This window comes from Streptomyces lancefieldiae, assembly GCF_031845825.1.
GTDB classification, from domain to species: domain Bacteria; phylum Actinomycetota; class Actinomycetes; order Streptomycetales; family Streptomycetaceae; genus Streptomyces; species Streptomyces lancefieldiae.
In genome coordinates this window covers 251300-276190 of record NZ_JAVRFH010000001.1, presented here as the reverse complement: position 1 = coordinate 276190, position 24891 = coordinate 251300, and the positions used below count along the sequence as shown (strand labels likewise).

Here is a 24891-nt window from a genome sequence, read left to right as displayed (position 1 = left end):
CACGGTCCGGCGTGTCGGCCGGCGTCCCCGTGTGGAGGCCGAACCGGGTGACGAGGTCGTCCTGGGCGGGGGCGGGGTGACCGGGCCGACGGCGGCCGGTCAGTCGTGCTTGCCGATCGGGTCGCCCTCCACTTCGGTGCCGGCGCCGGGTCCGATGCGGATCTCGAACTCGCCCTCGTACCGCCTGTGTCCCTCGATGACGGCCAGGCCGACGGCTTCGGAGGCCATCTCGCCGCGCACGATGAGCGGGTCGCGGCGCAGGTCGCGCATGAGGGCGACGCACATGAAGATCATCACGATGACGAACGGCGCCGCCGCGAGGATCGTGAGGTTCTGCAGGCCGGTCAGCGCGTCGCCCTGGCCGCTGCCGACGAGGAGCATGATGGCGGCGACCGCGCCGGTCACCACGCCCCAGAAGACCACCACCCAGCGGCTGGGCTCCAGCGCGCCCTTCTGCGAGAGGGTGCCCATCACGATGGAGGCGGCGTCGGCGCCGGAGACGAAGAAGATGCCGACGAGCACCATCACCAGCAGGCTGGTGGCGGTGGCGATCGGGAACTCCTGCAGCACGGCGAAGAGCTGCCCCTCGGGGGTCGACTCCTCGCCCAGCCGCCCCTGCTCCTGGAGCTTCATGGCCGAGCCGCCGAAGATCGCGAACCAGAGCAGGCTGACCGTGCTGGGGACGAGGATGACTCCGCCGATGAACTGACGGATGGTCCGGCCCCGGCTGATGCGGGCGATGAACATGCCGACGAAGGGCGTCCAGGAGATCCACCACGCCCAGTAGAAGACGGTCCAGCTGCCCAGCCAGTCCGCGACGCCCTCACCGCCGCTGGCCTCGGTGCGGCCGGCCAGCTGGGGCAGGTCGCCCAGGTAGGCGAAGACCGAGGTGGGCAGCAGGTCGAGGACGATGATGGTCGGCCCCGCGACGAACACGAACAGGGCGAGGACCAGGGCCAGCACCATGTTGGTGTTGGACAGCCACTGGATGCCCTTCTCGACGCCGGAGATCGCGGAGGCCACGAAGGCCACGGTGAGGACCGCGATGATGCCGACCAGCAGCCCGGTGCTGACCTTGTCCATCCAGTCCAGCTCCTGCACGCCCGAGCCGATCTGGAGCGCGCCGAGGCCCAGCGAGGCCGCGGAGCCGAAGACCGTCGCGATGATGGCCAGTATGTCGATGACCCGGCCGCCGACGCCGCCCGCGTTCTTCTCTCCGATGAGCGGGGTGAAGACGGCGCTGATGGTCTGACGGCGGCGCCTGCGGAAGGTGCTGTAGGCGATCCCGAGGCCGACCACCGCGTAGATCGCCCACGGGTGGAGCGTCCAGTGGAACAGGGTGGTGGCCATGGCCGTCTCCATGCGTTCGCCGGAGTCGGCCGGGGTGGTTCCCGGCGGGGCCGTCGTGTAGTGGGCCAGCGGCTCGCTCACGCCGTAGAACATCAGACCGATGCCCATGCCCGCGCTGAACATCATGGCGACCCAGGACACCGTGCGGAACTCGGGTTCCTCGCCCTCGGCACCGAGGTGGATGCGGCCGTAGCGGCTGACCGCGAGCCAGAGGGCGAAGACGACGAATCCCGAGGCGGCCAGCATGAACGCCCAGCCGCCGTTGTGCATCAGGCCGCCCAGCATGCTGCTGGAGGCGTCCTCCAGCGAGTCGGTGGCGGCGGCGCCCCAGACGACGAAGGCGACGGTCAGTGCGGCCGTGACGCCGAAGACGACGCGGTCGGTCCGGGGCTTGGACTCCTGCCCCGGCAGGCCCGCTTCCGAACCCGGCAGCGTGCCTCTTTCGTGGTGGTCCTCGTCGCTCGGTCGGTCCTGCGTCACAGGCGGCACCTTTCCAGTCGGTGAGGCCGAGAAGAGTCCTACGTCACCCGCTTACCACGTGTGACGCTGAACTCACCTCCTCAGCAGCGGGTGTCGGGAGCGCCCCCGTCATGTGGTGCGCAGGCGTCTTTCCCGGTGCGGCGCGCCGGTGCCCCGTGCGCGTTCATCGGGCTCCCTTCGGGACGCGGTGAGCGGTGTCCGGCGCGGAGACGCCGGCGAGCGGCGCGGGGGCGGGAGCGGCGCTCGCCGTACCGGCGGTGGCCGCGGCGAACGCGGCGGTGCCGCCGACGAACGGTACGCGTGCCGAGGTGCGGGAGAGGTCCACGGTGAGCGTGGGCGTGTCGGCGGGCGGGTCGATGAGGTCCTTGTCGGTGCCCGCGACGACGAGCGCGAGCCGGTGGCCGGCCGGGACGACGTGGTCGGTGGCCGCGAGGTCCAGGGTGAGGGTGTACGCCCGGCCCGGGGTGAGCGGGCGGCCCTGCCACTGGGACGCGTGGTTGCCGAGGTCGGCCCAACCGCGGCTGACGACCGTGTAGTCCACGTCGGCGGTCTCCGCCGCGGTCTCCTTGTAGCAGGAGCTGTCCCCCGCGGTGCTCGGGCCCCAGCAGGTGCGGTTCGCGAGGGTGGTGATGCCCTCGCCCGCGGCCGTGTAGTCGCGGACGGTGTCGGGGCCGAGGTCGACGAGTACGGCGGAGAGGTGGGCCGTCGGGGTGCTGGACCGCGCGGTGACGGTGACCTCGGACGCGCCGGACAGGCGCAGGTCGCGGGTGAGCGGGCCGGTGACGAATCCGGCCTTCTCCGGTGTCGGGCTGTCGATGTGCGCGGCCCAGTCGGTCTCGCTCAGCGCCGGGTCGTCGGTGAGGGTCTCGGCGCCGTGGTCGCGGCGCAGGCCGAGGGTGCCGACGCCCGGCCGATCGCCCTGGCCGGGGTGCAGGGTCGTGGTGGCCGTGGCGCGCGGCGGCCAGGTCCTCGACGTCTCCCACTGGTCGGGACTGCGTTCGATGTCGGCCATGGGCTCGCGGTCGATGCCGTTGTCGTAGCCGAGGAGTTCGTGGTCGAACCAGCGGTGCAGGGTCTCGACCCACTCGGCGCGGCGGAAGTCGAAGGGGTCGACGTGGCCGGTCTGGGAGAGCCAGATCTTGCGGTCGACGCCGTTCTTCGCGAGGGCGTTCCACCACGGGCCGACGTGCTGCATGCGGACGTTGAGGTCCTGCATGCCGTGGACGAGGAAGACGCTCGCCTTCACCTTGCTCGCGGCCTTCACGTAGTCGCGCTCGGTCCACAGCCGCGTCCAGTCGCCGGTGCGCGGGGCACCGTCGACGAGCCGCTGCTGGACGGCGTCGCAGTGGGCGCGGGCGTCGGGGCTGTTGACGTGGTCGGACAGCCAGTCGGGGCCGGAGCCGTAGAGCGGGGCGCCCTGGCTGAAGTAGTAGTCGTACCAGGAGGAGATGGCGGCGATCGGGACGATGGTCTCCAGGCCCTCGACGCCGGTGGCGGCCACACCGTTCGCGATGGTGCCGTCCCAGCTCTTGCCGATCATGCCGGTCTTCCCGTTGGTCCAGCCCGCCGTGGCGCGCTCGGTGCCGGTGCGGGTGGTGTACGCCTTCGCACGGCCGTTCAGCCAGTCGACGACGGCCTTCGCGGACTGGATGTCGGAGCGTCCGCCGACGTCGACGCAGCCGTCGGAGCGGTTGGTGCCGGCCAGGTCGACGCCGACGAAGGCGTAGCCGCGCGGCACGAAGTAGTTGTCGTAGTACAGCGGCATTCCGACGACGTCGCCGTCCGCGTCGTACGTCTTCTTCTGGCTCTCGTTGCCGCGCCCGCAGCAGGAGTAGTAAGGGCTGGCGTCCATGATGACGGGAACCTTCCGGCCCTGCCGCGCGGGTTCGCGGGGGCGGACGATGTCGACGGCGACGCGGTCGTGCCCGCCGTCGCCGTCGCCGTCGTATCCGGTGTCCACCCAGACGGCCTCACGGACGGCGTCGTCGTAGGAGTGGACGGGTTCGCTCTGCCGCGGTGCGGGGTGGGCCGTCGCGACGGGCGTGAGGAAGGTCGCCATGAGAGCGGCCGTGGCCGCCGTCGCGAGCGGTCTCCAGATCGTGAAGCGCATGCGTGTCGGCATGCGCGGGACGGTACATCGGGTCAAGTGCCGTGCAGAAGAGGGCGTCGGGTGTGTTCGGGTGTGTCATGGCGGCCGCATGGCGATCGTGTGACACGCGTGGCCGTGGACATGACTGTGCGCACAGGGGCTGCATAGGCTTCGAACAGACTCCGTGCCCCTACGACTTGGAGCTTTCGTGCACCGCAGATTCATCGTGCCGGGCGCGCTGGGCGCCGCTTCGCTCATGCTGGCGATCCCGGCTTCGGCGGCGGCCCACTCCCCCGGCGCGCCGGGCATCGGCGACCCCTACTACCCGGCCTACGGCAACGGCGGCTACGACGTCTCCCACTACGACCTGCGCCTGAAGTACCAGCCGGCGACCGACCGGCTGGAGGGGACGGCGACGATCCTGGCCCGCACCACCCAGGACCTGTCGCGGTTCAATCTGGACTTCCTGCTGGACGTCGGCGAGGTGCGGGTGAACGGCGCCGGGGCGTCGTTCACGACCTCGGGCGAACACGAGCTGGAGATCACCCCGCGGAGCCCGCTGCGCAAGGGCACGCCCGTCACCGTCGTGGTGCGCTACAGCGGGGTGCCGTCCTCGAAGGAGGCGTACGGCCTCACCAGCTGGCACCGCACCACGGACGGCGGCGTCGCCGCGAACGAGCCCGAGGCCGCCTGGTGGTGGTTCCCCAGCAACGACCACCCGCTCGTTTCGGCGAGGTTGGGAGCTGAGGCTTTGGCCCAGGATGGCGCTCTGACCTGCAGTTACGTCCTCGCTGCGTGAGCATCTGTACCCATGTGTGGGCAGGTGTGCGCATGATTGTTTCCCAGTTCTTTCCCAGTGGCAGACTTGAGCGACAGGCGATGCACACAAAGCGCCGGGCCCGGCTCCCTGGGACGCCCTCGGAGGCGATGGATGGGAGCCGGGCCCGGCTTCTCTCTTCAACGAGTGCGCCCTACAAGAATCACGGGCAGGGTTCACTCGTTCGGGTGGGTACGCAACGGATGTTGCCGGGTACCCGATTCCGCTGCGCGGCTACCAAAAGGGGTGCGGCGACCAGGCAGCGGGCCTATCGACACCGCAGGGACCTATACCCTGCCGTGCCGAGTTCTCTCTTCAGTTACCTCGGGTGCCGTTCGACCTAGTGGGGCCCTGGATATATCCAGGGTGTCGTCCGCCTCATAGCGTCTGACCTCTAGTCATGATCGACAGGGGTCCGGATGGCAGAGGATGCGCGCTTCCGGCGTATCGCTGCTGACATCCAGCGTCGTATCGCCGCCGGGGAATGGCAGCCAGGCCAGGATCTACCCTCTCGCGCCGAGCTAGCTGCCGAACTCGGCGTGAACCCTCAAACCGTGCGCCTCGCCTACGTGCATCTGCGCCGTGCCGGAGTCCTGGCGGGCGAGGAGCGCCGGGCGGTGTACGTGGCGCATCCTCCTGCCATGCGCACTCTCACCGACGCGGACGCCGAGTGGCCCTTCGCCACCGAGACCACCGACACCCGGCCGCGCCCCGCCACGGAAGAGCTCGCACAGCGACTTGACGTTCGTGTCGGCACATTTTTGAAGCACGAGACTGTTGAGTGCCTGGATCCAGGTGGCAGGTCGGCGATGCTGGTGTCGTCCTGGTGGCGCGGCCGACGCCGGCCGCACGCTTCGTGCGTTGCGGAGGTCGGGTCGGTTGCGCTCACCGAGGACCAGGCACATGCTCTGGGCCTGCTGGTGGACACCCTCGCGTTTCGCGTGGTGCGCACTCGCTTCGACCATGATGGTCGCCCCCTGGAGACTGCTGATCTCGTTCTGCCGATGGATCGGTGGTTGATCCGTCTAGCGCCCAGCGGTTAGCTGGGGGCCCCGTTCTGCCCGGCTGTGCATATGCCGGAACCCAGAGTAAATCTCAAGTTTGTTGAATAAGGAAGCGTGCCCGGCACATCTTCTTCGACCATGCGTTCGCACGGGGTGCGTCTCTGTAATCGCAGGTCAGGCCTTGGCCAAACGTTTCGGCAGGTAATCGATTCCACTCACATCTACTGTTCGGTCGCTCAGTCGACGGTTTTTACGCGCTCCCTCTGGCGATCTGGCGGATCGCGTCCTTCGCCAGCGCCTCCCAGACCCGGTACAGCTGGCCGGCCGTAGCGCAGGGGCCAGCGTCGATGTCGCGGCAGACCAGGCAGCGCAGCCGGTGCCGGGCCCAGGCTCCATAGGCTTCCTGGACTGGCGGTAGGCCGGTGTGAGCGGCGACTAGCGGCGCCCTACTGTCGTCAGGGGGCTGGGGGTCTCTACGCTCGTCCACGTCGACGGCTCCTTCGTCGGCCATGCCCCCGGGCCGGTCGCGCGGTCGCGGGGGTCTCTGCGTGCAATTGCAGGCTAGCGGGACTTGTATCGCCCTGTCTCGACACGTAGCGAGACGTAGCCCGAGGTGCTGGCTTGTAGGAGCACGCCTAGCTTCGGATCATGGCCAGCAATCCGGATGCCGAGATCGACCACGAGGGTCCTGTCACCCCATATCGGCAGCTCGCCGAGATCCTGAAGGCGCGGATCGCGCGCGGCGACTGGGCGGAAGGCCGGCCGATCGCGTCGGAGACCCGCTTGGTGCAGGAGTACGGGATCGCGCGGACGACTGTGCGGCGGGCCTTGGACGTGCTCGTCGAGGAGCGCGTCGTGTGGAAGGTGCAGGGCCGCGGCACCTACGTCGGTCAGCCACCCGCCGAATCCTAGGCGCCTGTCAGACCCCGCCGATACGATCAGCGGCATGTCCTCCACTCCCCCGGTTCCGGGGTCCGCGCGGTCTGCTGCGGTCGTGCAGGCGGAGATCCACGCCCTGCTGCAGTCGACAGGCGGCTGGCTGTGGGGGCCAACCCGGGAACGCTACGAGCAGCTGCGGGACGAGTGGATCGCGGCCGTCCGCGAGGAGATGACCACCGCGGCGTAGGCTGAAGTGCGAGCGCCCCGCCTGCTTGCCTCAGGCGGGGGCGCTTTTGCACTTGTGGCTCAGACCCGGGGGAGCACGATGCTGCCGTCCTCGGTCAGTCGCCGCCAGAACGTCCCCTCGGACTCGTGGACGACTCGGGTGGCTTCGACGGGGCCCTCGGTGACCAGGATCAGTTCCCAGTCGTCGGGGCCGGGCTGGCTGCGCACGGTTCCGTCGACCCGGTAGGTGGCCATGGTCGGTGTCCTCACTTCTCGTGGTACTTGCGGGTGTGATTGCGGACGCTGAGCGGCGCCCCGGCGTACTCGCAGGTGGGGCAGACCTCCCAGCCGCCCTCGGCAACCGCCGCTTCGAGGACGGAGTTGCTGGGCCCGAAGCCGTGGTGGTCGAGGAGTCGAGCGACGGAGGCCTCGTAGCGCACAGCGAGCAGGGCGGCTTCGGCGGTCTTGTCGTGGCCGCGGCTGAAGAAGCTGCCGATGCCGGTCTCATTGCCGCAGCCGCACCAGCAGGCGCCGGTGGGGAGGAGGCGCTTGGGTGTCTCTTCGGTCATGCAACCAAGGTAGCCAATCAAGAACGTCAATCAAGATGTACGTAGGGAAAATACGCACCGACACGTAGACGAGCCCACGCCCAGCCAGCACAGGCGATCGACATAAGATCCCCGGGTGGCACACACCTTCGAAGACCTGGTGAACCTGGAACGTCTGGCCGAGGAGGCGCACGCGCGGTACACGGCCCCCGGCGTCGACGACCTGGACGCCGCACGACGGGCCTGGGTCGAGGCCGCGACAGCCGTGCAGGCCGCCATCACCGAGCACGCGAAGGCGGAGGGCACGTCGCGGTACGACGTGGAGATGGCCGTGAAGAAGACCGTCCGACACCCGGGGGCGGACGGGGACTAGCGGCCTCGCCGCAGCCTGCTGGCGGTCGCGGTCACCCCCAGCACCTCCGCCTCGTCGGGGTCGTCGATCCGCCGGCCGGGGCTGAGCATCACCAGCTGCTCGCCAAGGCGCGGACGGTACGCGGGCAGGTTGCCGCCCTGGGCGCGGCCGGGGAACAGACGGCGCAGCAGGCGACGGATCACCGCCGCACCGCCTCGCGGTAGTCCGGGGCGGTGAGCTCGTCGACTACGTCCTTCCAAGCCGCGCTCTGGCAGCGGGGGCACGGCGGCACGATCACCAGCAGCCTGCACTCTTCGGTGCTGAACAGGCGCTGCGCGCCGCAGGTACCGCACCAGTGCGGGTGAGTCTCGCGCGAGTCGTTGCACCCGTCGCCTGGGCGTCCAGCCATCCGACCCTCCCGGGTTGCGGCCCCGCCGGGGTTCCACGCTCGGCGGGGCTTCAGCAACAACAAACCCGACTGGTCTCGATGCTGTCAGCCGGATAGTCCGACCAGTCTACGAGGGGCCGCCGACAGTACCGGGGCGTCGCGTCGACAGGACGTATTGGTTGGGGGCGAACGGATCCGGGCGCTCCTCATCCCGGCAATCCAGGCAGTCCACCAGCGCCCAGTTCCGCGAGAGCTGCGTTCCCTGGGCTGCCCCGCACTTGGGGTGCGTCTTGTCGCCACGGCTGGAGCAGTAGTGGGTGAGCCCATCCATCGACGCAGGGATCAGGCCCTGCGAGCGGGCCACTTCGTCGTGCAGTTCTGGATCGAAGGCCGGTAGCGCGTCCATGCCGCCAGGATGGCAGAGCCTCACGGCTTCTCCGGCCACTCCGTCAGCACGGTGCCGGTCTCCTCGTCCGTGAGGGTGATCCAGGCGCCGGGTCGGTCGCCGTGCTCGCCGATCCACCGGGCGTGCTTCCGGCGGGCGGTCGTCTCGCTCTGCCACCAGCCGCGGAGCATCGGTTGGCCGTCGACGGTCACGGTGACGAGGTAGCGGCCGGCGTTCATGCGAGCCGGATTCCGCGCGCGGTGCCGGGCTCGCGGACGATGGCACCCTTGGCCTCCAGCTCGCGCAGCTGGTAGTGCACGGATGACGGGCGGAGACCGACGGCGGTGGCGATCTCGGCGACGGTCGGGGCGTCACCCTCGTTGGTGATGGCCAGCCGGATGTGGCGGAGGATCTCCTCCTGCCTGCTGGTGAGGTACTCGACGCGGTGGTTGGCCATGCCCCCAGTAGAAACCTTGTTCGAATTTTGGCGCAAACTGGAGGCGTGACCGACCTGCCGCCTGACCTGCCGCGACTCCGCACCCTGGAGACATGGCTCGTCCTCACCTTGGACGAGGTACGGGCCGCCATCGCCGCGGCCGAGCAGCGGGAGCAGGAACGGCAGCGCGGCATCGAAGCGCGGCCGGCGCCGCCCGACTGGCTCCTCGAGCAGGGCCTGAACCGGGACAGCCCACCCGTGCAGGTGCACGTCGGCGACTGCTGGAACGCGGGGAAACGTAGGCGCGGCATCAGCCGGAGCGAGGCGCTACAGGCACTCGCCGACGGAGTGAGGGCCTGCGGGGCGTGCAGGCCCGACTCGGAGCTGGGCTTCCTCGAGGGCTAGGCGCTCTTCCTCGGCTTCCGCGAGGCCGTCTTCCTAGCCGGCGCCTTCTTCGTGGCCCGCTTGGTCGGCATCTCGTGCACGTCGGCATGCCCGCCGTCGCCTCGTCCCGCCTTGGCCTTGGCCACGGACTCGTTCAGTGCGGCCATGAGGTCGACGAGCTGGCCTGTCTCCGCAGGCTCGGGTACGGCCGGCGGCTCCCGGTGCTCCCGCTTGGCCTCGATCAATTCGGCGACCGCCTCGGTGTACGTATCGCGGAACTCGTCGCCCTCCAGGTCGTCGCGGGTCATGGTGTCCATCAACGCCAGCGCGCCGTCGATCTCCTCGTTGGACAGTTCCACTGGCGGCGGGAGCAGCGAGGACGGGTCTCGGATCTCGTCGGGCCAGCGCATAGCGTGCAGGACGATCGCGTCCTCGCGGACCCGGAGCAGCCCCAGACGTTCGCGACCCGACCAGGCATATTTCGCGACAGCAACCCGGCTTGAGCGCTCCAGGGCCTGCCGGAGCAGCTTGTACGGCTTTGCCGCGACCTGCCCGTCGGGCTGCAGATAGTAGCCGTCGGCGATCCGGATCGGATCGATCGACTCCCACGGCATGAAGGCGACGATCTCGATGGCCTTCACCGTCGGGAGAGGCAGTTCCCGCAACTCTTGATCCGTGACGGGGACGATGTAGTCCCGGGTTACCTCGTACCCTTTGCCGATCTCGCTGGTGGCCACTTCGCGGTCCTCCAGCTCGCACACCTTCCGGGTCCGTACTCGTGCCATGTCCTCCAGGTGCACCCGGTGGAAGTGGATGGAGTGGTCCTCCGTCGCGGACACGACGTGGATTGGAACGGTGACCAGGCCGAAGCTGATGGCGCCGGACCAGATGGTGCGGGGCATGGGGGTACCTCCGTGACAGCCCCGAGCCCTGTCAGCCTAGGCGAAGAGCCGCAAAGCGAGCGAATGGTATGAAGCGGATGTGGAACTCCGTCCCCCGACCCCACAGGAACGGAGCCACCGATGATCGTCAAGAAGATGCACGACATGGGCGTCAAGAGCGAACACGCCTACCTGGCCGCCTTCGCCTCCATCGGCCTCACCGTCGCCGCCTGGGCCACCAGCCTCAAAGTCGAGCCCGGCGTCAACGTCGACCGCGCCGACCGCTGGGGCCTCTTCGTCGGCGAATGGGCGCCCACCTTCTTCGGCCTCGGCCTCGCCCTCTCCCACTACGAACAGCACGACGGCACCCTCACCGACAGCGGCGTCCACAGCCACGAAGTCTGACAAGCCGGGCGGCAGTACCGCGGCAGCATCCGCAGCAGGCGGGCGCTGCCGCGTTCGAATGCCCTGGCTGTCAGTGCCACCAGCCAGAATGCCCGTATGACGATCACGATGCAGAGCTACAGCTTCACCTGGACCGACCCCGACGGAACGGCGCGCGCCTCCGCCGTCGCCTACGACGAGATCTCCGCCGAGAGACGCCGAGACGAACTGGAGAGGGCCGGCGTCACGGACATAGACAGGGTCGATGTGAAGCCTGGGGAGCTGCCCACGCCGCGGACGTGACGCACGACCGCCCCGTCCTCACGCGGAGGATCGGGGCGGACGGCGGTGCGCCGGGTAGCTACCCCGGCTCCAGGCAGGGATCGGACGACACCGGCGGGGGCGCCGCACTGCCAGTGGGCCGCCCGGCTATACCGGACCTCCCCGGGGACGACGTATCCGCCGTCAGACGAGAGTGGCCAACACCAGGATGCCAGAACTGCAACAAGCCGAGGTTGTGGTTCTGGCAGATCCACAACCTCAACGGAGCCCGCGGCGACGAGCCTCGCGGCGGATCCACGCTGCCTTCTGGCCGGCCTCCACCGCACGCTCCCGGGACTCGCCGGTCAGGTGGTCCGGCAGCGGCCTGGGTTCGCCGCCCGGCTCCAGGAACAGATCAGCCTTGTAGGTGAGCGGCAGCATGTCTGCGCCGGCGTAGCAGTCCGACCAGCCGATCCGGTGGCCCGACGGCGAGCAGACGATGTCCGCGTGGGCGGTGGCCAGCAGGTGGTGGGCGGTCTCGCCGCCGAGATCCGTCTCGTGCGGTTCCGGCAGCAGACGGGCGATGAACTTGGCGGCGTTAACGCGGCCGAAGACCATGAGTTCTCCCGAACTCTCAAGCGGTCGCAACCCCGACCGCGTTAGGCCCCGCGCCTACGAAAGACGGTACAGCAGCGGACTGACAGGCGCTCCAGCACAACGGCGCCCGCCTCGACGGGGGATACGAGGCGGGCGCCGCGGCCAGTCTGGCACGCCTGGCAGGACGGTCGCCTTCCACCTACCGTGACATCAGTGCGCTAGGCAGGTGTGGGTGCGCGAATCTCAAAGGAGACCGTGATTCTCGGCTGGCCGGCCTTGGGTTCCAGCTCGGAGTACTGCCACCTGTACAACGACTCGTGCTCCAGCCGGCCAGCGTCCGTCAGGAAGACGGGCTCGACCTGATTCTTGACGCTGCCATCCCGGTAGCGGCAGGCGACAACAGCCCATCCCACCACGGGGAAGACGTGTTCCTCCTCCACCCAGCGCTCACTGGTCCCCCGCTTGTGAGCCTTGACCTGTGCGCGGACTGTCCAGCCCGGCGGGGCGGTTGTCATGGAAAGGATCTCGTTCTCGAAGCGGTCGTCATCTGCCATCAAGAGCTGCTTTCGTCGATACTCGCCCAGCGCGGGGCCAGGTGATCACAAGCCGATGTCTTCTGAAGCGGCATCAGTCCACTTGTCGGCCTCCCGAATGTAGCCCCAGAAGGCGGGGCTGTTTTCGGCGTGCCCGGACTGCTCCCGGATCTTCTCTTCTCGCTTGCCTGCGCGTCGAGAGGTGGTGATGAAGCCGGCTCGCATGGAGTGGCCGGTGAGGCGGACGGCGATCCCGGCGCGTTCGGCGTTGCGGGCGATGATCTCGCGGACGGCTTCGGGCGACAGGGCGCGGTCGCCGAGGCGGCCGTGGACGGTGATGGGCAGGAAGGCGGGTCCGGTGGTGATGCCTGCGGCGGCGCGCCAGGTGAGCCAGGCCCGGACGGGGCAGGTGTCGGGGTTCTTGCCCTCGTGGACGACGACGTCCCGGGGTGGGCGGCCTTTGACGGCGGGGACGTGGACTTCGAGGCCTTGGCTGACGTGGACGATGGTGTCGGCGCGGAGGGCGGCGACTTCGGCGGAGCGTCCGGCGATGGCGAAGGCCATGAGCCAGAGGGCGCGGTCGCGGAGTCCGGTGAGTCCGTCGGCGACGGCGGCGTTCATCTGGCGGAGTTGTTCGGGGGTGACGGCGGCGGCCTTGCCTCGGCCACGCGCCATGCGCTCGGGGTCGTTCTTGAGTGGCTTGAGCGCCTTGCGTGCGGAGACGGTGGCGAGCTTGGGGACTTCGACGCCGAGCCCACGCGCGGTGACGGTGACCCCGGTGATCCGCCGGTCGATCGACGTGGGCGTGGCGAGCTTGATCGTGTCGAGCCAGACGACGAACCCGACGAGGTTGCCTCTAGTGACTGCGGTCGACGGCATGCGGTGGCCGGTGCGTTCGGCGAGCCAGTCGTGGAACTCCTCCCAGAGTGCCCAGTCGTTGGCGTAGCCGCGTTTGGTGTTGTGGGGGCGGATGGCGTCGAGGTGTTTCTCGGCCGCCTCTTCCATCGCATGCAGGACGGCGAGCGTCGCAGCGTCGTAGACGGCAGGGGTGGCGTCCGGCTGACGCGAGATGAGGTCGGTCACGGGTTCTCCCACGCCTCAGGCTGGCAGCTGCGGCAGGGCGCATGCCGGTAGGCGGTTCCGTGCTCGGTCTCGTGGGGGATGTAGGCGTCGGGAGCCAGCTGGGTGTCGTCGCAGCGGTCACAATCGGGGAAGTCGTTTTCGGGCTGGTTCACGATGTCCTCCATGGGTGTTGGGTCAGGTACGGTACGGGCGGCGCCCCGGCTGCTTCCTTCAGCCGGGGCGCCGTCATGCCTACTGCCGCTCAGACGAGGGGACGGTGCGGGTCCTTGGCGGCGATGCGCGCGATGTCCTCGTAGGTGGTTGCGACGCCAAGCTCACGGCGGTTCATCTCGTCGTGCACGAGCCACCCCTCGACACCTTCGGCGGGCGCCCCGTAGACGGGCGACAGCGGCGGCCGCTTGGAGTCCGGCATGGCCAGCTCCTCGGCAGTGCGGCGAGGGAACGCGCCGAAGACGTTCCAGGACGAGCTCCTCGGGTCCCTGCCGATGCGGATCACCTCGTAGTCGCGACCCTCGATGGTAAAGGTGGCTACGGGCTCATTGGCGGCCATATTTATCTCCCCTGCTCGGATGCGGTTTGTGTACCTACACAATGCGCCTGAGCGAAACCCTTGTCAAGCGATCCCGCCAGATGGATGCTAGTTTCTGTACCTACAGACCCGAGGGGGAGAGATGGCTAGGCCAGCCACCGGCAAGACGCCACTGCGGAACGTCCGCGTACCCGACGAACTCTGGAACGCCGCCATGACGGAGGCGAAGGCGGAGGGTCGCTCGCTGACCGACGTCATTGTGAGCGACCTTCACCGGTACGTGAACCGAAGGCGGCGCGAGCGGGGCGCTCTCGACGGCGAGTCGCAGCTCTCCGAAGAGTCGGACAATCACCCCAAATAACACCCGCGATATGGCATGTTATCGAGAGTTGGACGGCCCAAGCCCCAGCAGACAGCGCCCCGTTGAGCGGACCCGCTTGACGTCGTCGCTACCTTCGACGCATGACCACGTACACGGGCAAGGCCATCCTCCTCACCGAGGACGGCACCAAGTTCGACACCGACGCCGACCTCACCAAGGACGCGTCCGGCAGCTGGCGCGGAACCCTCACCTTCCACGACGCAACGCTCTTCCGGGCTCTGCTGAACGTCAGCGACGGGCACCTCCTCATCGACCAGAAGACAGCAGAGTTCATCCGGCCGCATACCTCCGACTGGACCGCCAACCCCGCCAGCCCGCGCGTGATGCGCATCCTGGGAAGCGGCGAAGCACCGTTCTGACCAAGCGCCGCGCCCTGCCGCCTCCCGGTATTGGGGCAGCAGGGCGCTACCGCTCCGCTGAGGAGCCCGCCCCATCCTCGGCCATCCGCGCTGCTTCCAGGAAGGCTTGGTGGCGTGCCGTCCCTACCGGATGCCGGCGAGCCGCCGTCCGCAGCTCGTCCGCCACCTTGCTTCGGGTCTGAGCGGCGTCCCAGCCTTCGTCCGCGATGCCCAGCTCTTTCCCCAGGTGGACGGTCAGTGCGCCGATGACGGGAAGGAGGAGCTTCTCGTCCGGGTCACCGATCCGCCAGGTGGACCTACTCAGTCCTTCGCGGGCCGCGGCGAGCATGCGGTCGAGGATGGGGCCTGCATCGCAAGAGTCGTTCATGGCGTGCGAGCCTACGTCTCTCTGCCGCCCACCCCGCACGGCGGTGAGGCCCTGCTGACAGCGGGCCGCGCCTTCGGCAGACTCGCGACGCTGGCAAGCAACGAAGGGGTGGAGATGGCAGAGCTGAACTACGAGCAACTGCAGACGCGGGCACTCGACAACGCACAACAGTCCTGGAACGCAGCAGGCGCGGACCAGCATGCAGCGGAGGCCCGCCTCCTTGCTGTCGCGCAGATCCAGGCGTTGCTTGCCGTCGGGGCAGCTCTCCGCGACGTGGCTGACGCGATCCGCGAAGGCAAGTAGACACAGCGACGCCCCCGCCCCTCTGCCACGGCAGAGGGGCGGGGGCGGTGTCCGACGAGGTCAGGCAGCCGGCCGTTCCCACGGCCAGGCGGCGTCGCGGGCCGACTCCAACAGCGGGATCACGCGGAAGGCGTGGTCGGTGAGCCCTCCGAAGGTGTGGCGGCCGGTCTTCCCAGACGGCATGGCGCCGGGCTTGTAGCCGGCCATGTTCCACATGTAGACCGGCGTCGCCTTGGGGACGAGGTTGTCGATGGCTGTTTCCCGCATGCCGCCGTGGCCCCACATGTTGGAGGGGAGCCAGCCGGGCCGGGTCTGTTCGTCGGTGACGATGACGATGCGGTCGTGGGCGAACCAGTGGGCCTTGACCGCGGCGGGGATGTCGGTGCCGTTGATTCGTCCGAAGGCCTCGATGTGCTTGAGGACGCTGCCGCCCTTGGTCACGTCGATCTTTTTGGAGCCGCCGCCGAACTCGACGAGGGTGGGCTTCTCGGCGCGGAGGGCGAGGGCGGCGCCGAAGACGGCGGCCTGCTCGGCGAGCGTGATGTCCGACTGGTGCGGGGTGGAGAAGTGGTAGCCGGGGAACATCGACGGCGACCGGTCGACGAGGATGAGCGTGCTGCCCTTCAGGCGCGGCACGTTGGTGAGGGAGTGGCCGAGGGCCTGTTCGAGGGCGTGGGCCCACCGCAGGGAGGGGGCGTGCTTGTAGGCGGCCCACCAGCGGAACGGGAACATGCGGGACTTGGCGACCTGCTCCGGGTCGGTGAAGCGGGCGCAGATCTGTGCGGCGACCTCGTCGGAGACGCCAGCCTCGTCGAAGTTGCGGAGGTTCCTCGCCAGAGCCATCAGACCCATGCTGGGAATGATCGCCTCCCAGGCCGCCTTGTCCATCGGGCCCTGGAGCCAGCCGGCCAGCGCCTCCCACGTCATGCCTGCCTGGGCAAGGCGCTCCGCGTTGCCTTCGATGAAGAGACGGCGGTGCTCAACGGGCATGCTCATCAGGTTGGCGCGCTTACGGAGCACGGCGAGCTGCTCAGGGATCGCGTCGTCCCCGCCGTGGCGTCGGTCGAGGGCGTGCTTGAACAGGTCTCCCTGCCACGGCTTAGCTGCGTTGGGGCTGGCGTGGACGAGGTTGAGGACGTCGCCGAACCGGTAGCCCTTGGAGTCGGTGTCGTACTTGAGGAGGGACCGCTCGGTGTAGAGGCGCTGGACGGCGTCAGCGATGCCCCGCTTGAGGGGCTTCGGGAGGCGGCGTCCGTAGCGGCTCGTCCAGTAGCCGAGCATCTCGCCCGGTTCGTCGGCGCGCTGGATGACGGATGCGATGACCTGGCGGGAGTAGCCGGGCGTCCCGTGGAGGAGGCGTTCGGCGGCGAACTCGGCGGCGCCGACGAGGGCCGCGGTCCGCATGTTGCCTTCGCCCCGCAGCCAGCCGAGCAGGCCGGCAGTCCATTCGGGGTCTTCGATAGCGAGCTGCCGGACGAGCCGGGTGTAGCGGTCGTCACGCTGGCCACCCTTCTCGTAGAACGTGTCCGTGCCGACCATGTTGGACACGGCGAGGAGGAACAGCTCGGACTTCGAGTCGCGGAGGTGTCCGGCGGCGCCTTCGTGGGTGACGGTCTTCTCCCCGGTTGTCTTCACGGGCGAGTGGACAGCGGGACGGGCAGCGCGGGTGTTGAACCTGGCCATGAAAAGCCCCTCACGTGGAGGGGAGGTCCAGCAGTGGGGTGCCCGAGATCAAGGTCGGCTGCGGTCCTTGTGCCGATGCTCTACCAACTGAGCTACCAACGCCCAAGCGCCGGGCGGGACTCGAACCCGCGACCGTCGGATTAACTGTGAAGTATCCGCTGCCTGCGCACCGGGCACCCCCGATGCTGTGCCTCCCGAGATCAAGGATGGCCGCAGCGGCACTTTTCCAAAGAAGTAGCCGCGGCCTGCGCACCGGGAGGTGCATGAAGTTGTGGCACCACTCTAGGCAGCAAATTGGGTTGCTTGTCCAGCAAATTGCGAGATTCGCCTCATTGACTTCGCTGTGTCACAGCCCGGTAACCCGTGCGCACAGTTCCATCACTTGTGGCCTACGGTGTTCCAGCGTTCAACCTTGAGGGGAATCATGCGCGCACACGCGACTGCGGCTACTGCCGCTCTACTCCTGGCCGCTCTCACCGCGTGCGGCAGTGGAGACAACAGTGACAGCACAAACTCGGCGTCGAAGCCGCCCTCTGCCTCATCTGCCGAGGCAGCGCCGAGCGAGCAGCCCACGGGCCAGGTGGAGAAGGGGATGAAACTCGGTACGCCGGCCAGGACCACGGGCGACGGTGGCACGGGCGTCCTGGAGATCACCCCGGACACGATCGTGTTCGCCAAGGAGGGATCCGGTGAGACAGCGGCCAACGGAGTCTTCGCCGTCATCACAATGAAGGACAAGGCGATGACTGCGGTCGCCGCCGACGAGCCTGCCCCGATCACGGGCGGGGGCTGGAAGTGGATGGCCCCCGACGGCGAGATGATCGGCTGGGACAGCGGAAACTCGACCATGGTCACCATGGGCAAGTACGACAACGCTGATGCGGTGCAGCCGGGCGCCTACCAGTGGCGGTCCCAAGTCTTCGACCTGACGCCGGCCCAAGCGAAGGGTGGCACGCTGATATACATCGACGGCGAGGAGAAGGCCTTCCGCTGGGAGATGCCGTCCACGGACGCCGGCCCGAACTTGGCCGAGGTGAAGAAGCAGCTCGAGTCCTAACCACCACGAAGTGCCCCCCGCCGCCCGCTGATGCAGGCGGCGGGGGGCACTGGCGTTCACGCAGGTTCGTCGGGCACGTACCCGCCAGGGAGACCCGGGTAGATGGGCTCCTGGAACGGGTTGGCGGCGGGCTCCGGGATGGGCTGGGGTTCGAGCCGGCCCATCTCCTCAAGCGATCGGGCGTCCGCGGCACCGTCGTCAGTGCGCGGACGGAGAGGTATCGGGTCGGGCATCGGGTCTCCTACATGTACTCGCGGCGGTTGGGATCAAGGGCCAGGGCCTGTGGGACAGTACCGGGCTCTTCAGGCGGCGGTGCACCACTCCTGCGGCAGACCAGGGCGTCCGGGTCACCAGCTGGGGCCTGCAGACTGTAGCCATCCGGGCATGCTGGGCCGGCGGGGCCGCGTTCGCCTTGCTGTCCGGGTACACCTTGGGGGCCTTGCGGACCGGGTTCGCCCTGTGGTCCGGGGGGTCCAGCGGGCCCTGCTGGTCCATTGGACCCTGCCGAGCCGGGTTCGCCAGCGGCTCCAGGTTCGCCGCGGGCTCCGGGTTCACCGTCCGTGCCGTCGGTTCCGTCGCTGCCCGCTCGTCCTGGGGGCCCTGACGGTCCAGCTGGGCCCGGTTCGCCACGGTCCCCCTTGGGGCCGGGTGGGCCGACGACGCTGTCTCCGGGTTCGCCACGGCTGCCCGGGGGACCGGTGACGGGCTTCCCGCCGAGTTCCTGCACCTGGGTGGCGAGGGCGTCGCGCGCCTGGTTGGCTGTGCGGAGCTCGTGGGTGAGGTCCTGGATGGTGAGGACGATCCAGGCGAAGGCGGAACCGAGGGCGACAGCGACAGCGATAGCGAGGACGTCGCCGCGTCGCCAGCGTCTTTCCTCTTTGCGGAGTTCAGAGCGTGTCACGATCCCGACCCCCGCACCAGAAGGATGACGACGGGCAGCAGGATGCCGATCAGCGGGACGATGACAGCGCCGATCAGCCAGCGACGAGTGGTAACCAGCTTCTCCGTGTCCTTCTCCCGCAGCGTCTCCAGGGTGGTGACGCGGGCTCCGAGGGCTTCGTGCCGTAGGTCGTAGATCCGCTGGTCGACTTTCTCGTCGAGACGGCGCCCGATTTGCTGGATGTCGTCGCGGAGGTCGACGAACCGGTCCTCGAAGCGGCGCACGACTTCCCCGAGGGTCGGCTCGTCCACGGGTGGCTCCGATCAGATGGCGCGGGGCGGTTCGGTGGTGGCCGGAGCGCTCGGGTCGGCGGGGGCGACCTGGCCGCGGGTGAGGAGGGCGAGTCCAGCGAGGACGACCGCGTTGAGGGCGCCGATCTTCTCGGTGGACAGCTCGAGGCCGTAGGCGGCGAGGAGTGCGGCAACCGCGGCGGTCAAGCCAGTGAACGCCGACGGCGCGATAGGTCGGGTGACGACGGCGGTAGCCACGGCGAACACCGCGGAGATGACAGCGACGATCGCACCGGCCTGCTCGGTGGAGAGACCGAACCCGAAGGTGACGAGGAGGCTGAGCCCGGCGGAGATGGTGGCGATGATGAGGGCGGGCTCGCGGCCGAAGATTCTCATGAGAGTTCCGTTCTGGGCTGTCAGCCCTGGGTGTTGGCGGCGATGAGCCGGTCGACCTTGGCGGTGAGGGCGGCGACCTGCGCTTCGAGGGCCTCGGTGCGGGCGTTGGCGTGGGCGGCGTCGGCCCCGATCCACCACAGGACGTCCTTGACGCGCACGTACTTGGTGCCGCTGGTGCGGGGGTCGTCCATCGGGAAGTGCATGACCGCCTCGGCGATCTCCTGCACGGTGGGCATGCCGTCCTCCTCAGGGTTCGACTGGGGGATGCTGGGCTTCGAGACAGAACTGGGGCTCCAAGAGGCGGGGTGACGCAGGCGTTCGGCCACGTCCGCACGGAACTGGCGAGGGGTGAACTCGAACCGGCCACGAGAGCCGTAGCCCTCCACCGGACCACGGGGGTCGACCTTCCCCTCGACCGACGTCTCCTTGTGGCAGCCGACCGACTCGGCTGACCAGCCGTGATACCGGCAGACGGCGGCGTTGATCCGCACCCAGGCGTCGTACTGGGTGCGCGGGTACACGTCCTTACCGTCGCCGAGGTTCTCGGTCTCGCAGCCGTAGGAGACGTCGTTGCCGTCGATGGTGCCCGACGCCTGGGACGGGGCCGGATGCGTGCTCTGCTCGTTCAGGAACGAGGTGTAGGCGTTGCGGGCCATCGTCCCGGCGTGGTTCGCGCGGCCGGCGCTGCACATCGTGGCCACGCCGGACTTGGCGAGGTAGACGTGTGCGAGCGGTGCGGGGAGGCCGGGCACGCCGTTCTTCGCCACGATGTCGCGGGAGTTCCGGCCAGCGGTGTGGTGGTTGAGGAACATGTGGACTGGGCCGAACGTCAGGCCGGTCTCGTCGTCCCGCTCGCGGGTACGCCAGCCCGGATACTCCTGGACGGTGACGCCCTCCGCTCGGAGGGCCTTCAGCCACTGGTCGTGACTCATCGGTGTGGCCATGTGGTCTCCAGGTATGGGAAAGCCCCCGGCGCGGCGGGGCGTGCGGGGGTTGGTTAGAGGCTGGTGAAGACGCCGTTGAAGCCAATCCACGGCGGCTTGTTGACGGAGTCGACGCCGTAGAGGCGGATCCAGCCGTCGGGGGTGATATCCACCTTCAGGGCGATCCGGTTACTGGACAGGTCAGAGCAGGGCACGGTGACTGTGCGCAGAGACGACGGCCGCGCGTTGGAAGGCAGCGCTGCAGTGTTGAGGGTGAAGTAGCCCGGAAGCGTCGACGGGTAGCTTGCGCGGCTGACGCCACCGCGCAGCATGATCGTGTCGTCGCCGGCCAGGTTCACGATCCGGTATTGCAGGTTGCCCTGCGCGTTGCCGTTCTGTGCCCAGCCCGACGTGAGGGTGACCGTGGTCCAGGCGCGGGCGCCCACGGCGACCACAACCCATTCGCCGTCGACGCGCAGCTCGAGACGTTTCACGTCCCGCAGCCAGGTCGTCATGCCGTCCACGGGCGCCTGCGCACCGACGAGCGTCGAGCCGCGCTCGGCTGCGGAGTCGTAGAAAAGGGTGCCGCGGGGGATGACGCCGTCGGCGAGGCCCTTGATGGCGTCGGGGATGGATGGCGCGTCGGTCATCTGCCAGATCGGAATGTCCTGGCCCCACGTGTCGGGGTCGGGCATGCGCCCCTCCTAGATGGTGTAGCTGATGCCGTCGAGGGACACCCACGACAGGTCAGTGGTGGGCTGGTAGGTGCGTGCCGCACCGGTCGCGGCGATCTCCAGCCGGACGACTGCAGGGAAGACTGCGGAGTCTCGGGCGACGGCCCACGACATGGCCGCGCCAGGCCGGCTGCCTGTCGGCATGGTGAGGAGAGTGGCGCCGTCGGTGACCGTCCCTGACGTGGGCCCCAAGCGGCCACGCAGCCAGATCCGGCGGCCTTCCCGCAGGTAGGCGGGCGGATAGCCGTGCCCCGGATACTGGATGCCATCAGCGAGTGTCAGCGCCGTCCACGTCTGGGTGGTGGTGGCGAGGCGCCCCCAGGTGATCCAGTTCCCGGCCGAGTTCTGGTCGATGACGATGACGTCGCCGACGGTGGGCAGGTCGTAGGTGGGCATGCAGCGGATGGCGGGGATGCCGTCGGCGGCGACGGTGCCGTCTTCGTTGACGGCGGTGACGGTGGCGAGCCTCCAGTCTGATCCCCGCACGGACGGTGCGCTCTCCCCCGCCCGGGTGGCCTGCTGCTTCAGTGCCCAGGCGAGGTCACGGTGGACGGCCGGGGCGGGCCGCTGCGGGGCGGTCACGCGTCCTCCTTTGCCGAGATCGTGGAGATCGGCAGATCTCCGTCCTCCGACAGCGGCACGGTGAATGCGGCGACCTGGTGGAGTTCACGGGTGCCGTCCTCGTGGGTGACGCGGATGACGTCCCCCGGCTCGAGCGCCGCATTCGGCAGCGCCGAGATGTCGCCGGTCGCGTTCGGAGTTTTGGCCTGCCGCAGTTTGAGGATCGCCGCCTGCTGGCACGCGGCGAGCGTCGTCAGTGTCGACGAGCTGTAGAAGTCCGGTCGGCGGCCGAACGGGCCGCCCCAGTACGTCGGCGAGCCCTGGTCGTCGTCGACGGCCAGCCACGAAACTGGGGCGACGTTCTCCGACGTGTTCTCGCCGCGAGCCAGGATGCCGTTGTGGACCTTGTCCGTGGACATGGCCCGGTTGCCCTTGATGTAGACGCCGCCCTCGACGGCCTCCACCGCCCACACCGGCTCCGCCGTCAGCAGGTCGGGCAGGGTGGCGATCACGAACACGCCGTCCGCGTTTGCATACACCTCGGCGCCGGCCGCCGCGGCGATCTCCTGGGCGCTGGCCCACGGATCGGCCTGCACATCGAATGTGCGGGAGCCGATCAGAGTGTCGTCGATGAGGCTGATGATGTCGGCGTCGGGGATGCTCCGCTGGATCAAAGCAGTGACCGCGCCGACGACGGTGCCCGTCGACGTCCACGGTTCGGTGAGCTTGTCGTCGGCGACGATTGCAGACAGGTCTTTGCCCTGCAGTGTGACGGGGCCCTCGTTGACGTCGCCGTCGACGGAGTCCAGGCGGAACACGCCGAGCGGCACCAGTTCGGGCTGCTCAGCGGTGCCGTAGTCGATGCCGCGGGCCAGCCGCAGCCGGGCCCCGTAGGTAGCGAGCTGGTCCGTCGGTGTTCGCGGGATCAGGGACGGGTCGGCGACGGTGACGGTGCAGGTGCGGCGGATGGCTTGCCCGCGGTCGACTGTCACCGACCCGCCGGTGTGCTCCAGGTCGATGACGTCGCCCGTCGTCAGGAACAGCTGCACGCGTGTGGCGACGCGGTGGGACTCGGCGAGCCGGGCAAGGAATCGGCTGGAGACGGGGTACATCGATCACCCCGTTCGGCGGTCGAGCAGAAGATCCTCGCTGGTCGCGTACACGTCGAGGAGGTCCGCGCAGGTCGCGAACTCGGTCACGACGTCCTGCCAGGTCCGGCCCGCCGGTCCGTTGATACCAGTGGTCACCGGCATGTCCTGCTCGACGAGCGGCAGTGTCCAAGCCCGCCACTGCTCCTGCGCCAACGGGCTGATCCGGGCCTCGGTGACCTGGGCGACGGACACGTACATGTCGGCGACACCCATACCGGGCACCGCCTGCCAGAGCAGAGTGTTGCCCGAGTCGAGCAGCAGATGGAGCGCTTCCCGCTCGGCGTCGGACCGTGTCCAGATCGCCAGGTCGCCCTCCAACCCCTGCCGGCGCCCCGACAGGATCACCTTGTTGCGGCGCCCGCGGACCACGAACTGGGCCTGCTCGATCGGGCGTTGCCAGTCCGGGGCCTTCGCCACCATCACCTTGCACGCCCGCTGCGGGTTCCCCGGATCCTTCAGCCACACGGTGTTGATGTCATCGAGGACCAGGGTCACCGCCTCGGAAGACCGGGTGGCGGCGAGAACACCGGGTGCGCTGTACAGCTCAATGCGGTACGTGACTTGTACACCGAGCGGCGCCTCATGGTCCTCGAGCACCATCAGGTCCGACGTGAGGGGCTGCTGCACGATCAGTCCATTCGAGCCGCGGACCGCAGTGCGCTTCCCGTCGGCCGTCACCCTGTACACGCTGATCAGATAGTCGGCGGGCAGCTCCCGCAACGTGAGCCGCACGTACCCGTCACCCGGTACCGCCTCAACGGCCGTGAGCGGCAGCACTTGCCACAGCGCGACCGCGTCCACGTACATCACCGACGCCGCCGCCGACGCGACCGCGGCCACCTCGACCGCGGCCTGCACCGACCCGGCAGGTGCGATCGCATCCGTGGTCAACAGGTACCAGCTGCCCGCCGGTACCGCGTAGGCCGTGCCGGTGCTCGTGCCAAGGCTCGCGCTGCTGGCGTCGTACCAGTGGACGCGGACGGTCACCGTCGTCCAAGCGCCGGCGCCCTGTCGAGTGATGACCTGGGCCCGCCAGTTGACGCCCTCGGTGACCGGGGCAGGTGGGGAGCCGACTGTGGAGGTCGCCGCAGTCGCCGAGGTGACGGCCAGCGCGTAATTCCCGGCATAGCCGGCAGCACCCCACGGCGTGGACCGGGCCAGAGTCGCGGGACCCGATGTGACTGTCCAGCCGCCCGTGCTCTGCTCGAAGCTGCTGTTGGCATAGGGGATGACCGTGCCAGCGACGAGCGGGATGAGGGCGCGGACGACGACGGTCTCCAGGCGGAGCACCTGCCCGGCGGCAGCACCGTCCAGTCCTGCGGCGATCCCGCAGGTAGCCGCAGCCGCCGGAGCGACAGCGGACAGGAGCTGCCGGTAGAAGCCTGTGCCGGGGGGCGCCAACGTCGCCCGGGAGGTATGGATCTGGTTGCCATTGCTGTCGTAGAAGCGAAGCTCGATCCACGCCACCGACGACAGCGTCGGCGGCTGCAGGTAGGCGTAGGCCAAGTACTCGACGCCAGGTGTGATGGTCGGCCTGTCCACGGTGATCGCCGCCGCATTTCCGGTGGCAGTGGCGGTGACGGCGAGGGTGTGACCGCCCGCCCAGTACCAGTCTGCTGCCCAGGACGCCACCGGTACCTGTCGGCTGATCGTGGCGTTGACCTCGGAGGTCCAGCCGGAGGCGTCGATCTCTGTCGACTCAGTGCCGAATCCGAATAGGTTGCCGGTCGTCCTGATCGGCAGTCCGAGGTAGACGTTCTCGAAGTAGTTGATCACATTGGGTGCGGCTGGCGTCATCGTCGACAGCAGCACCTGTGCCTGCGTCGCACCGCCCGGCGCCGCCCCGGCGACACAAATCCGGTGCCAGGTGGCGGAGGCCGTCATCGTCACCAGCGACCACGTGATGCTGATCTCTGTCCCGCTAGCACTGAGCCAGCGGATACCGATGCGCTCCGGGACGGTCGCGCCCGACGCGTCCGCGAAGGCCTCATACACCACGCCCGCAGTGATGACGTAGGAGGAGACGGTACGGACCTGCGTCTCCCCCGCTGCCACGCTCTTGACGAGGAGGCAGCCGTCGCCGTTTCGACCGCCTCCTCCCTTGCTGATCGTGCAGTTCAGCTTGGTCGTCCACCCTGAGGTGTTGGGGTCAACGCTTTCGGTGGTCGGGCTGAGGAGGTTCCCGGGGATCGCCACAGTT

35 protein-coding genes and 1 pseudogene are annotated in these 24891 nt (G+C 68.9%); 12 read left to right on the top strand and 24 right to left on the bottom strand.

Annotated elements, in window-relative coordinates; translation table 11 throughout:
- Positions 1–99 precede the first annotated feature (99 nt).
- Both RM812_RS01470 and RM812_RS01465 read right to left on the bottom strand, forming a co-directional pair.
- A complete protein-coding gene (locus RM812_RS01470) occupies positions 100–1830 on the bottom strand; it encodes a BCCT family transporter (protein WP_311570510.1) in 1731 nt (576 codons plus the stop codon).
- Between the two features lie 163 nt (positions 1831–1993).
- A complete protein-coding gene (locus RM812_RS01465) occupies positions 1994–3952 on the bottom strand; it encodes a Xaa-Pro dipeptidyl-peptidase (RefSeq protein WP_311570509.1) in 1959 nt (652 codons plus the stop codon).
- Between the two features lie 175 nt (positions 3953–4127).
- On the opposite strand from RM812_RS01465, the pseudogene RM812_RS01460 reads away from it, so the two are divergent.
- The 4 genes and pseudogenes from RM812_RS01460 to RM812_RS01445 form a co-directional block, all read left to right on the top strand.
- A pseudogene (locus RM812_RS01460) lies at positions 4128–4700 on the top strand (M1 family peptidase); the annotation flags it as partial.
- A 455-nt stretch (positions 4701–5155) separates the two neighbouring features.
- Positions 5156–5779 (top strand): GntR family transcriptional regulator, encoded by a 624-nt coding sequence (locus RM812_RS01455; RefSeq protein WP_311570508.1) that lies wholly within the window; start codon positions 5156–5158, stop codon positions 5777–5779.
- Between the two features lie 609 nt (positions 5780–6388).
- Positions 6389–6652 (top strand): GntR family transcriptional regulator, encoded by a 264-nt coding sequence (locus RM812_RS01450; protein ID WP_311570507.1) that lies wholly within the window; start codon positions 6389–6391, stop codon positions 6650–6652.
- Positions 6653–6686: 34 nt separating this feature from the next.
- Positions 6687–6866: a hypothetical protein gene (locus RM812_RS01445; protein WP_311570506.1), complete on the top strand. Its 180-nt coding sequence runs from the start codon at positions 6687–6689 to the stop codon at positions 6864–6866.
- 59 nt (positions 6867–6925) lie between these two features.
- Here RM812_RS01445 and RM812_RS01440 read toward each other — a convergent pair whose 3' ends face one another.
- Together RM812_RS01440 and RM812_RS01435 are read right to left on the bottom strand one after the other, a co-directional pair.
- Positions 6926–7099, bottom strand: a complete 174-nt coding sequence (locus tag RM812_RS01440) for a hypothetical protein (RefSeq protein ID WP_311570505.1) — start codon at positions 7097–7099, stop codon at positions 6926–6928.
- An 11-nt stretch (positions 7100–7110) separates the two neighbouring features.
- On the bottom strand, positions 7111–7413 hold the full coding sequence (locus RM812_RS01435) for a hypothetical protein (protein WP_311570504.1): 303 nt from the start codon (positions 7411–7413) through the stop codon (positions 7111–7113).
- Between the two features lie 115 nt (positions 7414–7528).
- Here RM812_RS01435 and RM812_RS01430 point away from each other — a divergent pair, with 115 nt between their 5' ends.
- A complete protein-coding gene (locus RM812_RS01430) occupies positions 7529–7765 on the top strand; it encodes a hypothetical protein (RefSeq protein WP_311570503.1) in 237 nt (78 codons plus the stop codon).
- Here the strand turns inward: RM812_RS01430 and RM812_RS01425 are convergent.
- The 5 genes from RM812_RS01425 to RM812_RS01405 all read right to left on the bottom strand — a co-directional run bounded on the left by RM812_RS01425 (position 7762) and on the right by RM812_RS01405 (position 8974).
- Positions 7762–7947 (bottom strand): hypothetical protein, encoded by a 186-nt coding sequence (locus RM812_RS01425; protein ID WP_311570502.1) that lies wholly within the window; start codon positions 7945–7947, stop codon positions 7762–7764. The two genes, RM812_RS01430 and RM812_RS01425, sit on opposite strands and share 4 nt — an antisense overlap.
- Complete coding sequence (locus RM812_RS01420; RefSeq protein WP_311570501.1) at positions 7944–8153, bottom strand: hypothetical protein; 210 nt, start codon at positions 8151–8153, stop codon at positions 7944–7946. Before RM812_RS01420 ends, RM812_RS01425 begins: the two co-directional genes overlap by 4 nt.
- Before the next feature lie 106 nt (positions 8154–8259).
- Complete coding sequence (locus tag RM812_RS01415) at positions 8260–8538, bottom strand: hypothetical protein (RefSeq protein WP_311570500.1); 279 nt, start codon at positions 8536–8538, stop codon at positions 8260–8262.
- 20 nt (positions 8539–8558) lie between these two features.
- Positions 8559–8756 (bottom strand): hypothetical protein, encoded by a 198-nt coding sequence (locus RM812_RS01410; RefSeq protein ID WP_311570499.1) that lies wholly within the window; start codon positions 8754–8756, stop codon positions 8559–8561.
- Positions 8753–8974, bottom strand: a complete 222-nt coding sequence (locus RM812_RS01405) for a LexA family protein (RefSeq protein ID WP_311570498.1) — start codon at positions 8972–8974, stop codon at positions 8753–8755. The genes RM812_RS01410 and RM812_RS01405 overlap by 4 nt, the downstream gene beginning before the upstream one ends.
- Before the next feature lie 45 nt (positions 8975–9019).
- On the opposite strand from RM812_RS01405, the gene RM812_RS01400 reads away from it, so the two are divergent.
- Positions 9020–9358 (top strand): DUF6233 domain-containing protein, encoded by a 339-nt coding sequence (locus tag RM812_RS01400; protein ID WP_311570497.1) that lies wholly within the window; start codon positions 9020–9022, stop codon positions 9356–9358.
- Here RM812_RS01400 and ku read toward each other — a convergent pair.
- On the bottom strand, positions 9355–10239 hold the full coding sequence (gene ku, locus RM812_RS01395; protein WP_311570496.1) for a non-homologous end joining protein Ku: 885 nt from the start codon (positions 10237–10239) through the stop codon (positions 9355–9357). The two genes, RM812_RS01400 and ku, sit on opposite strands and share 4 nt — an antisense overlap.
- Positions 10240–10359: 120 nt before the next feature.
- Between ku and RM812_RS01390 the strand changes: the two genes are divergently transcribed.
- Entirely contained in the window at positions 10360–10623 is a 264-nt protein-coding gene (locus RM812_RS01390; protein ID WP_311570495.1) for a hypothetical protein, read from the top strand.
- Between the two features lie 96 nt (positions 10624–10719).
- Positions 10720–10905, top strand: coding sequence for a hypothetical protein (locus RM812_RS01385; RefSeq protein WP_311570494.1), 186 nt, complete (start codon positions 10720–10722; stop codon positions 10903–10905).
- A 237-nt stretch (positions 10906–11142) separates the two neighbouring features.
- Here RM812_RS01385 and RM812_RS01380 read toward each other — a convergent pair whose 3' ends face one another.
- The 5 genes from RM812_RS01380 to RM812_RS01360 all read right to left on the bottom strand — a co-directional run bounded on the left by RM812_RS01380 (position 11143) and on the right by RM812_RS01360 (position 13626).
- Entirely contained in the window at positions 11143–11481 is a 339-nt protein-coding gene (locus RM812_RS01380) for a hypothetical protein (protein ID WP_311570493.1), read from the bottom strand.
- Positions 11482–11678: 197 nt separating this feature from the next.
- Complete coding sequence (locus tag RM812_RS01375) at positions 11679–12014, bottom strand: hypothetical protein (protein ID WP_311570492.1); 336 nt, start codon at positions 12012–12014, stop codon at positions 11679–11681.
- A gap of 45 nt (positions 12015–12059) precedes the next feature.
- Positions 12060–13076, bottom strand: coding sequence for a tyrosine-type recombinase/integrase (locus tag RM812_RS01370; protein WP_311570491.1), 1017 nt, complete (start codon positions 13074–13076; stop codon positions 12060–12062).
- On the bottom strand, positions 13073–13228 hold the full coding sequence (locus RM812_RS01365) for a hypothetical protein (protein WP_311570490.1): 156 nt from the start codon (positions 13226–13228) through the stop codon (positions 13073–13075). Before RM812_RS01365 ends, RM812_RS01370 begins: the two co-directional genes overlap by 4 nt.
- 89 nt (positions 13229–13317) lie before the next feature.
- Positions 13318–13626 carry a hypothetical protein gene (locus RM812_RS01360; RefSeq protein WP_311570489.1) on the bottom strand — a complete coding sequence of 103 codons (309 nt, stop codon included), beginning with the start codon at positions 13624–13626 and terminating at the stop codon, positions 13318–13320.
- A gap of 121 nt (positions 13627–13747) precedes the next feature.
- Between RM812_RS01360 and RM812_RS01355 the strand changes: the two genes are divergently transcribed.
- Positions 13748–13966: a hypothetical protein gene (locus RM812_RS01355; RefSeq protein ID WP_311570488.1), complete on the top strand. Its 219-nt coding sequence runs from the start codon at positions 13748–13750 to the stop codon at positions 13964–13966.
- Between the two features lie 101 nt (positions 13967–14067).
- Positions 14068–14346: a hypothetical protein gene (locus tag RM812_RS01350; protein ID WP_311570487.1), complete on the top strand. Its 279-nt coding sequence runs from the start codon at positions 14068–14070 to the stop codon at positions 14344–14346.
- A 46-nt stretch (positions 14347–14392) separates the two neighbouring features.
- Here the strand turns inward: RM812_RS01350 and RM812_RS01345 are convergent, their stop codons facing one another.
- Entirely contained in the window at positions 14393–14713 is a 321-nt protein-coding gene (locus tag RM812_RS01345) for a hypothetical protein (protein ID WP_311570486.1), read from the bottom strand.
- Between the two features lie 3 nt (positions 14714–14716).
- Here RM812_RS01345 and RM812_RS01340 point away from each other — a divergent pair, with 3 nt between their 5' ends.
- A complete protein-coding gene (locus RM812_RS01340) occupies positions 14717–15016 on the top strand; it encodes a hypothetical protein (protein WP_311570485.1) in 300 nt (99 codons plus the stop codon).
- Between the two features lie 60 nt (positions 15017–15076).
- Here the strand turns inward: RM812_RS01340 and RM812_RS01335 are convergent, their stop codons facing one another.
- Positions 15077–16699 carry a TROVE domain-containing protein gene (locus RM812_RS01335; protein ID WP_311570484.1) on the bottom strand — a complete coding sequence of 541 codons (1623 nt, stop codon included), beginning with the start codon at positions 16697–16699 and terminating at the stop codon, positions 15077–15079.
- 592 nt (positions 16700–17291) lie between these two features.
- On the opposite strand from RM812_RS01335, the gene RM812_RS01330 reads away from it, so the two are divergent.
- The gene (locus tag RM812_RS01330; protein ID WP_311570483.1) at positions 17292–17756 is read left to right on the top strand and encodes a hypothetical protein; all 465 of its coding nucleotides are present in this window, start codon (positions 17292–17294) and stop codon (positions 17754–17756) included.
- Between the two features lie 897 nt (positions 17757–18653).
- On the opposite strand, the gene RM812_RS01325 is transcribed toward RM812_RS01330, so the two are convergent.
- Genes RM812_RS01325 through RM812_RS01295 form a run of 7 tightly spaced genes read right to left on the bottom strand, consistent with a single transcriptional unit; the run spans position 18654 to position 24887 of the window.
- Complete coding sequence (locus RM812_RS01325) at positions 18654–18947, bottom strand: hypothetical protein (RefSeq protein WP_311570482.1); 294 nt, start codon at positions 18945–18947, stop codon at positions 18654–18656.
- A gap of 12 nt (positions 18948–18959) precedes the next feature.
- Complete coding sequence (locus RM812_RS01320) at positions 18960–19322, bottom strand: hypothetical protein (RefSeq protein ID WP_311570481.1); 363 nt, start codon at positions 19320–19322, stop codon at positions 18960–18962.
- A gap of 20 nt (positions 19323–19342) precedes the next feature.
- On the bottom strand, positions 19343–20266 hold the full coding sequence (locus RM812_RS01315; protein ID WP_311570480.1) for a peptidoglycan recognition protein family protein: 924 nt from the start codon (positions 20264–20266) through the stop codon (positions 19343–19345).
- 53 nt (positions 20267–20319) lie between these two features.
- Positions 20320–20940, bottom strand: a complete 621-nt coding sequence (locus RM812_RS01310) for a hypothetical protein (protein WP_311570479.1) — start codon at positions 20938–20940, stop codon at positions 20320–20322.
- A gap of 9 nt (positions 20941–20949) precedes the next feature.
- Entirely contained in the window at positions 20950–21561 is a 612-nt protein-coding gene (locus RM812_RS01305; RefSeq protein WP_311570478.1) for a hypothetical protein, read from the bottom strand.
- Positions 21558–22652 (bottom strand): DUF5047 domain-containing protein, encoded by a 1095-nt coding sequence (locus RM812_RS01300; RefSeq protein WP_311570477.1) that lies wholly within the window; start codon positions 22650–22652, stop codon positions 21558–21560. Before RM812_RS01300 ends, RM812_RS01305 begins: the two co-directional genes overlap by 4 nt.
- 3 nt (positions 22653–22655) lie before the next feature.
- Positions 22656–24887, bottom strand: a complete 2232-nt coding sequence (locus tag RM812_RS01295) for a hypothetical protein (RefSeq protein ID WP_311570476.1) — start codon at positions 24885–24887, stop codon at positions 22656–22658.
- Positions 24888–24891 lie beyond the last annotated feature (4 nt).

What these genes read in the sequence shown, in the direction of transcription:
- RM812_RS01310 (WP_311570479.1), bottom strand. Translation starts at nt 20,940, where the DNA reads ATGCCCGACCCCGACACGTGGGGCCAGGACATTCCGATCTGGCAGATG.
- RM812_RS01440 (WP_311570505.1), bottom strand. Translation starts at nt 7,099, where the DNA reads ATGGCCACCTACCGGGTCGACGGAACCGTGCGCAGCCAGCCCGGCCCC.
- RM812_RS01315 (WP_311570480.1), bottom strand. Translation starts at nt 20,266, where the DNA reads ATGGCCACACCGATGAGTCACGACCAGTGGCTGAAGGCCCTCCGAGCG.
- RM812_RS01455 (WP_311570508.1), top strand. Translation starts at nt 5,156, where the DNA reads ATGGCAGAGGATGCGCGCTTCCGGCGTATCGCTGCTGACATCCAGCGT.
- RM812_RS01385 (WP_311570494.1), top strand. Translation starts at nt 10,720, where the DNA reads ATGACGATCACGATGCAGAGCTACAGCTTCACCTGGACCGACCCCGAC.
- ku (WP_311570496.1), bottom strand. Translation starts at nt 10,239, where the DNA reads ATGCCCCGCACCATCTGGTCCGGCGCCATCAGCTTCGGCCTGGTCACC.
- RM812_RS01405 (WP_311570498.1), bottom strand. Translation starts at nt 8,974, where the DNA reads ATGGCCAACCACCGCGTCGAGTACCTCACCAGCAGGCAGGAGGAGATC.
- RM812_RS01435 (WP_311570504.1), bottom strand. Translation starts at nt 7,413, where the DNA reads ATGACCGAAGAGACACCCAAGCGCCTCCTCCCCACCGGCGCCTGCTGG.
- RM812_RS01375 (WP_311570492.1), bottom strand. Translation starts at nt 12,014, where the DNA reads ATGGCAGATGACGACCGCTTCGAGAACGAGATCCTTTCCATGACAACC.
- RM812_RS01410 (WP_311570499.1), bottom strand. Translation starts at nt 8,756, where the DNA reads ATGAACGCCGGCCGCTACCTCGTCACCGTGACCGTCGACGGCCAACCG.
- RM812_RS01320 (WP_311570481.1), bottom strand. Translation starts at nt 19,322, where the DNA reads ATGAGAATCTTCGGCCGCGAGCCCGCCCTCATCATCGCCACCATCTCC.
- RM812_RS01345 (WP_311570486.1), bottom strand. Translation starts at nt 14,713, where the DNA reads ATGAACGACTCTTGCGATGCAGGCCCCATCCTCGACCGCATGCTCGCC.
- RM812_RS01420 (WP_311570501.1), bottom strand. Translation starts at nt 8,153, where the DNA reads ATGGCTGGACGCCCAGGCGACGGGTGCAACGACTCGCGCGAGACTCAC.
- RM812_RS01360 (WP_311570489.1), bottom strand. Translation starts at nt 13,626, where the DNA reads ATGGCCGCCAATGAGCCCGTAGCCACCTTTACCATCGAGGGTCGCGAC.
- RM812_RS01390 (WP_311570495.1), top strand. Translation starts at nt 10,360, where the DNA reads ATGATCGTCAAGAAGATGCACGACATGGGCGTCAAGAGCGAACACGCC.
- RM812_RS01330 (WP_311570483.1), top strand. Translation starts at nt 17,292, where the DNA reads ATGAAACTCGGTACGCCGGCCAGGACCACGGGCGACGGTGGCACGGGC.
- RM812_RS01380 (WP_311570493.1), bottom strand. Translation starts at nt 11,481, where the DNA reads ATGGTCTTCGGCCGCGTTAACGCCGCCAAGTTCATCGCCCGTCTGCTG.
- RM812_RS01335 (WP_311570484.1), bottom strand. Translation starts at nt 16,699, where the DNA reads ATGGCCAGGTTCAACACCCGCGCTGCCCGTCCCGCTGTCCACTCGCCC.
- RM812_RS01445 (WP_311570506.1), top strand. Translation starts at nt 6,687, where the DNA reads ATGTCCTCCACTCCCCCGGTTCCGGGGTCCGCGCGGTCTGCTGCGGTC.
- RM812_RS01465 (WP_311570509.1), bottom strand. Translation starts at nt 3,952, where the DNA reads ATGCCGACACGCATGCGCTTCACGATCTGGAGACCGCTCGCGACGGCG.
- RM812_RS01450 (WP_311570507.1), top strand. Translation starts at nt 6,389, where the DNA reads ATGGCCAGCAATCCGGATGCCGAGATCGACCACGAGGGTCCTGTCACC.
- RM812_RS01355 (WP_311570488.1), top strand. Translation starts at nt 13,748, where the DNA reads ATGGCTAGGCCAGCCACCGGCAAGACGCCACTGCGGAACGTCCGCGTA.
- RM812_RS01415 (WP_311570500.1), bottom strand. Translation starts at nt 8,538, where the DNA reads ATGGACGCGCTACCGGCCTTCGATCCAGAACTGCACGACGAAGTGGCC.
- RM812_RS01300 (WP_311570477.1), bottom strand. Translation starts at nt 22,652, where the DNA reads ATGTACCCCGTCTCCAGCCGATTCCTTGCCCGGCTCGCCGAGTCCCAC.
- RM812_RS01350 (WP_311570487.1), top strand. Translation starts at nt 14,068, where the DNA reads ATGACCACGTACACGGGCAAGGCCATCCTCCTCACCGAGGACGGCACC.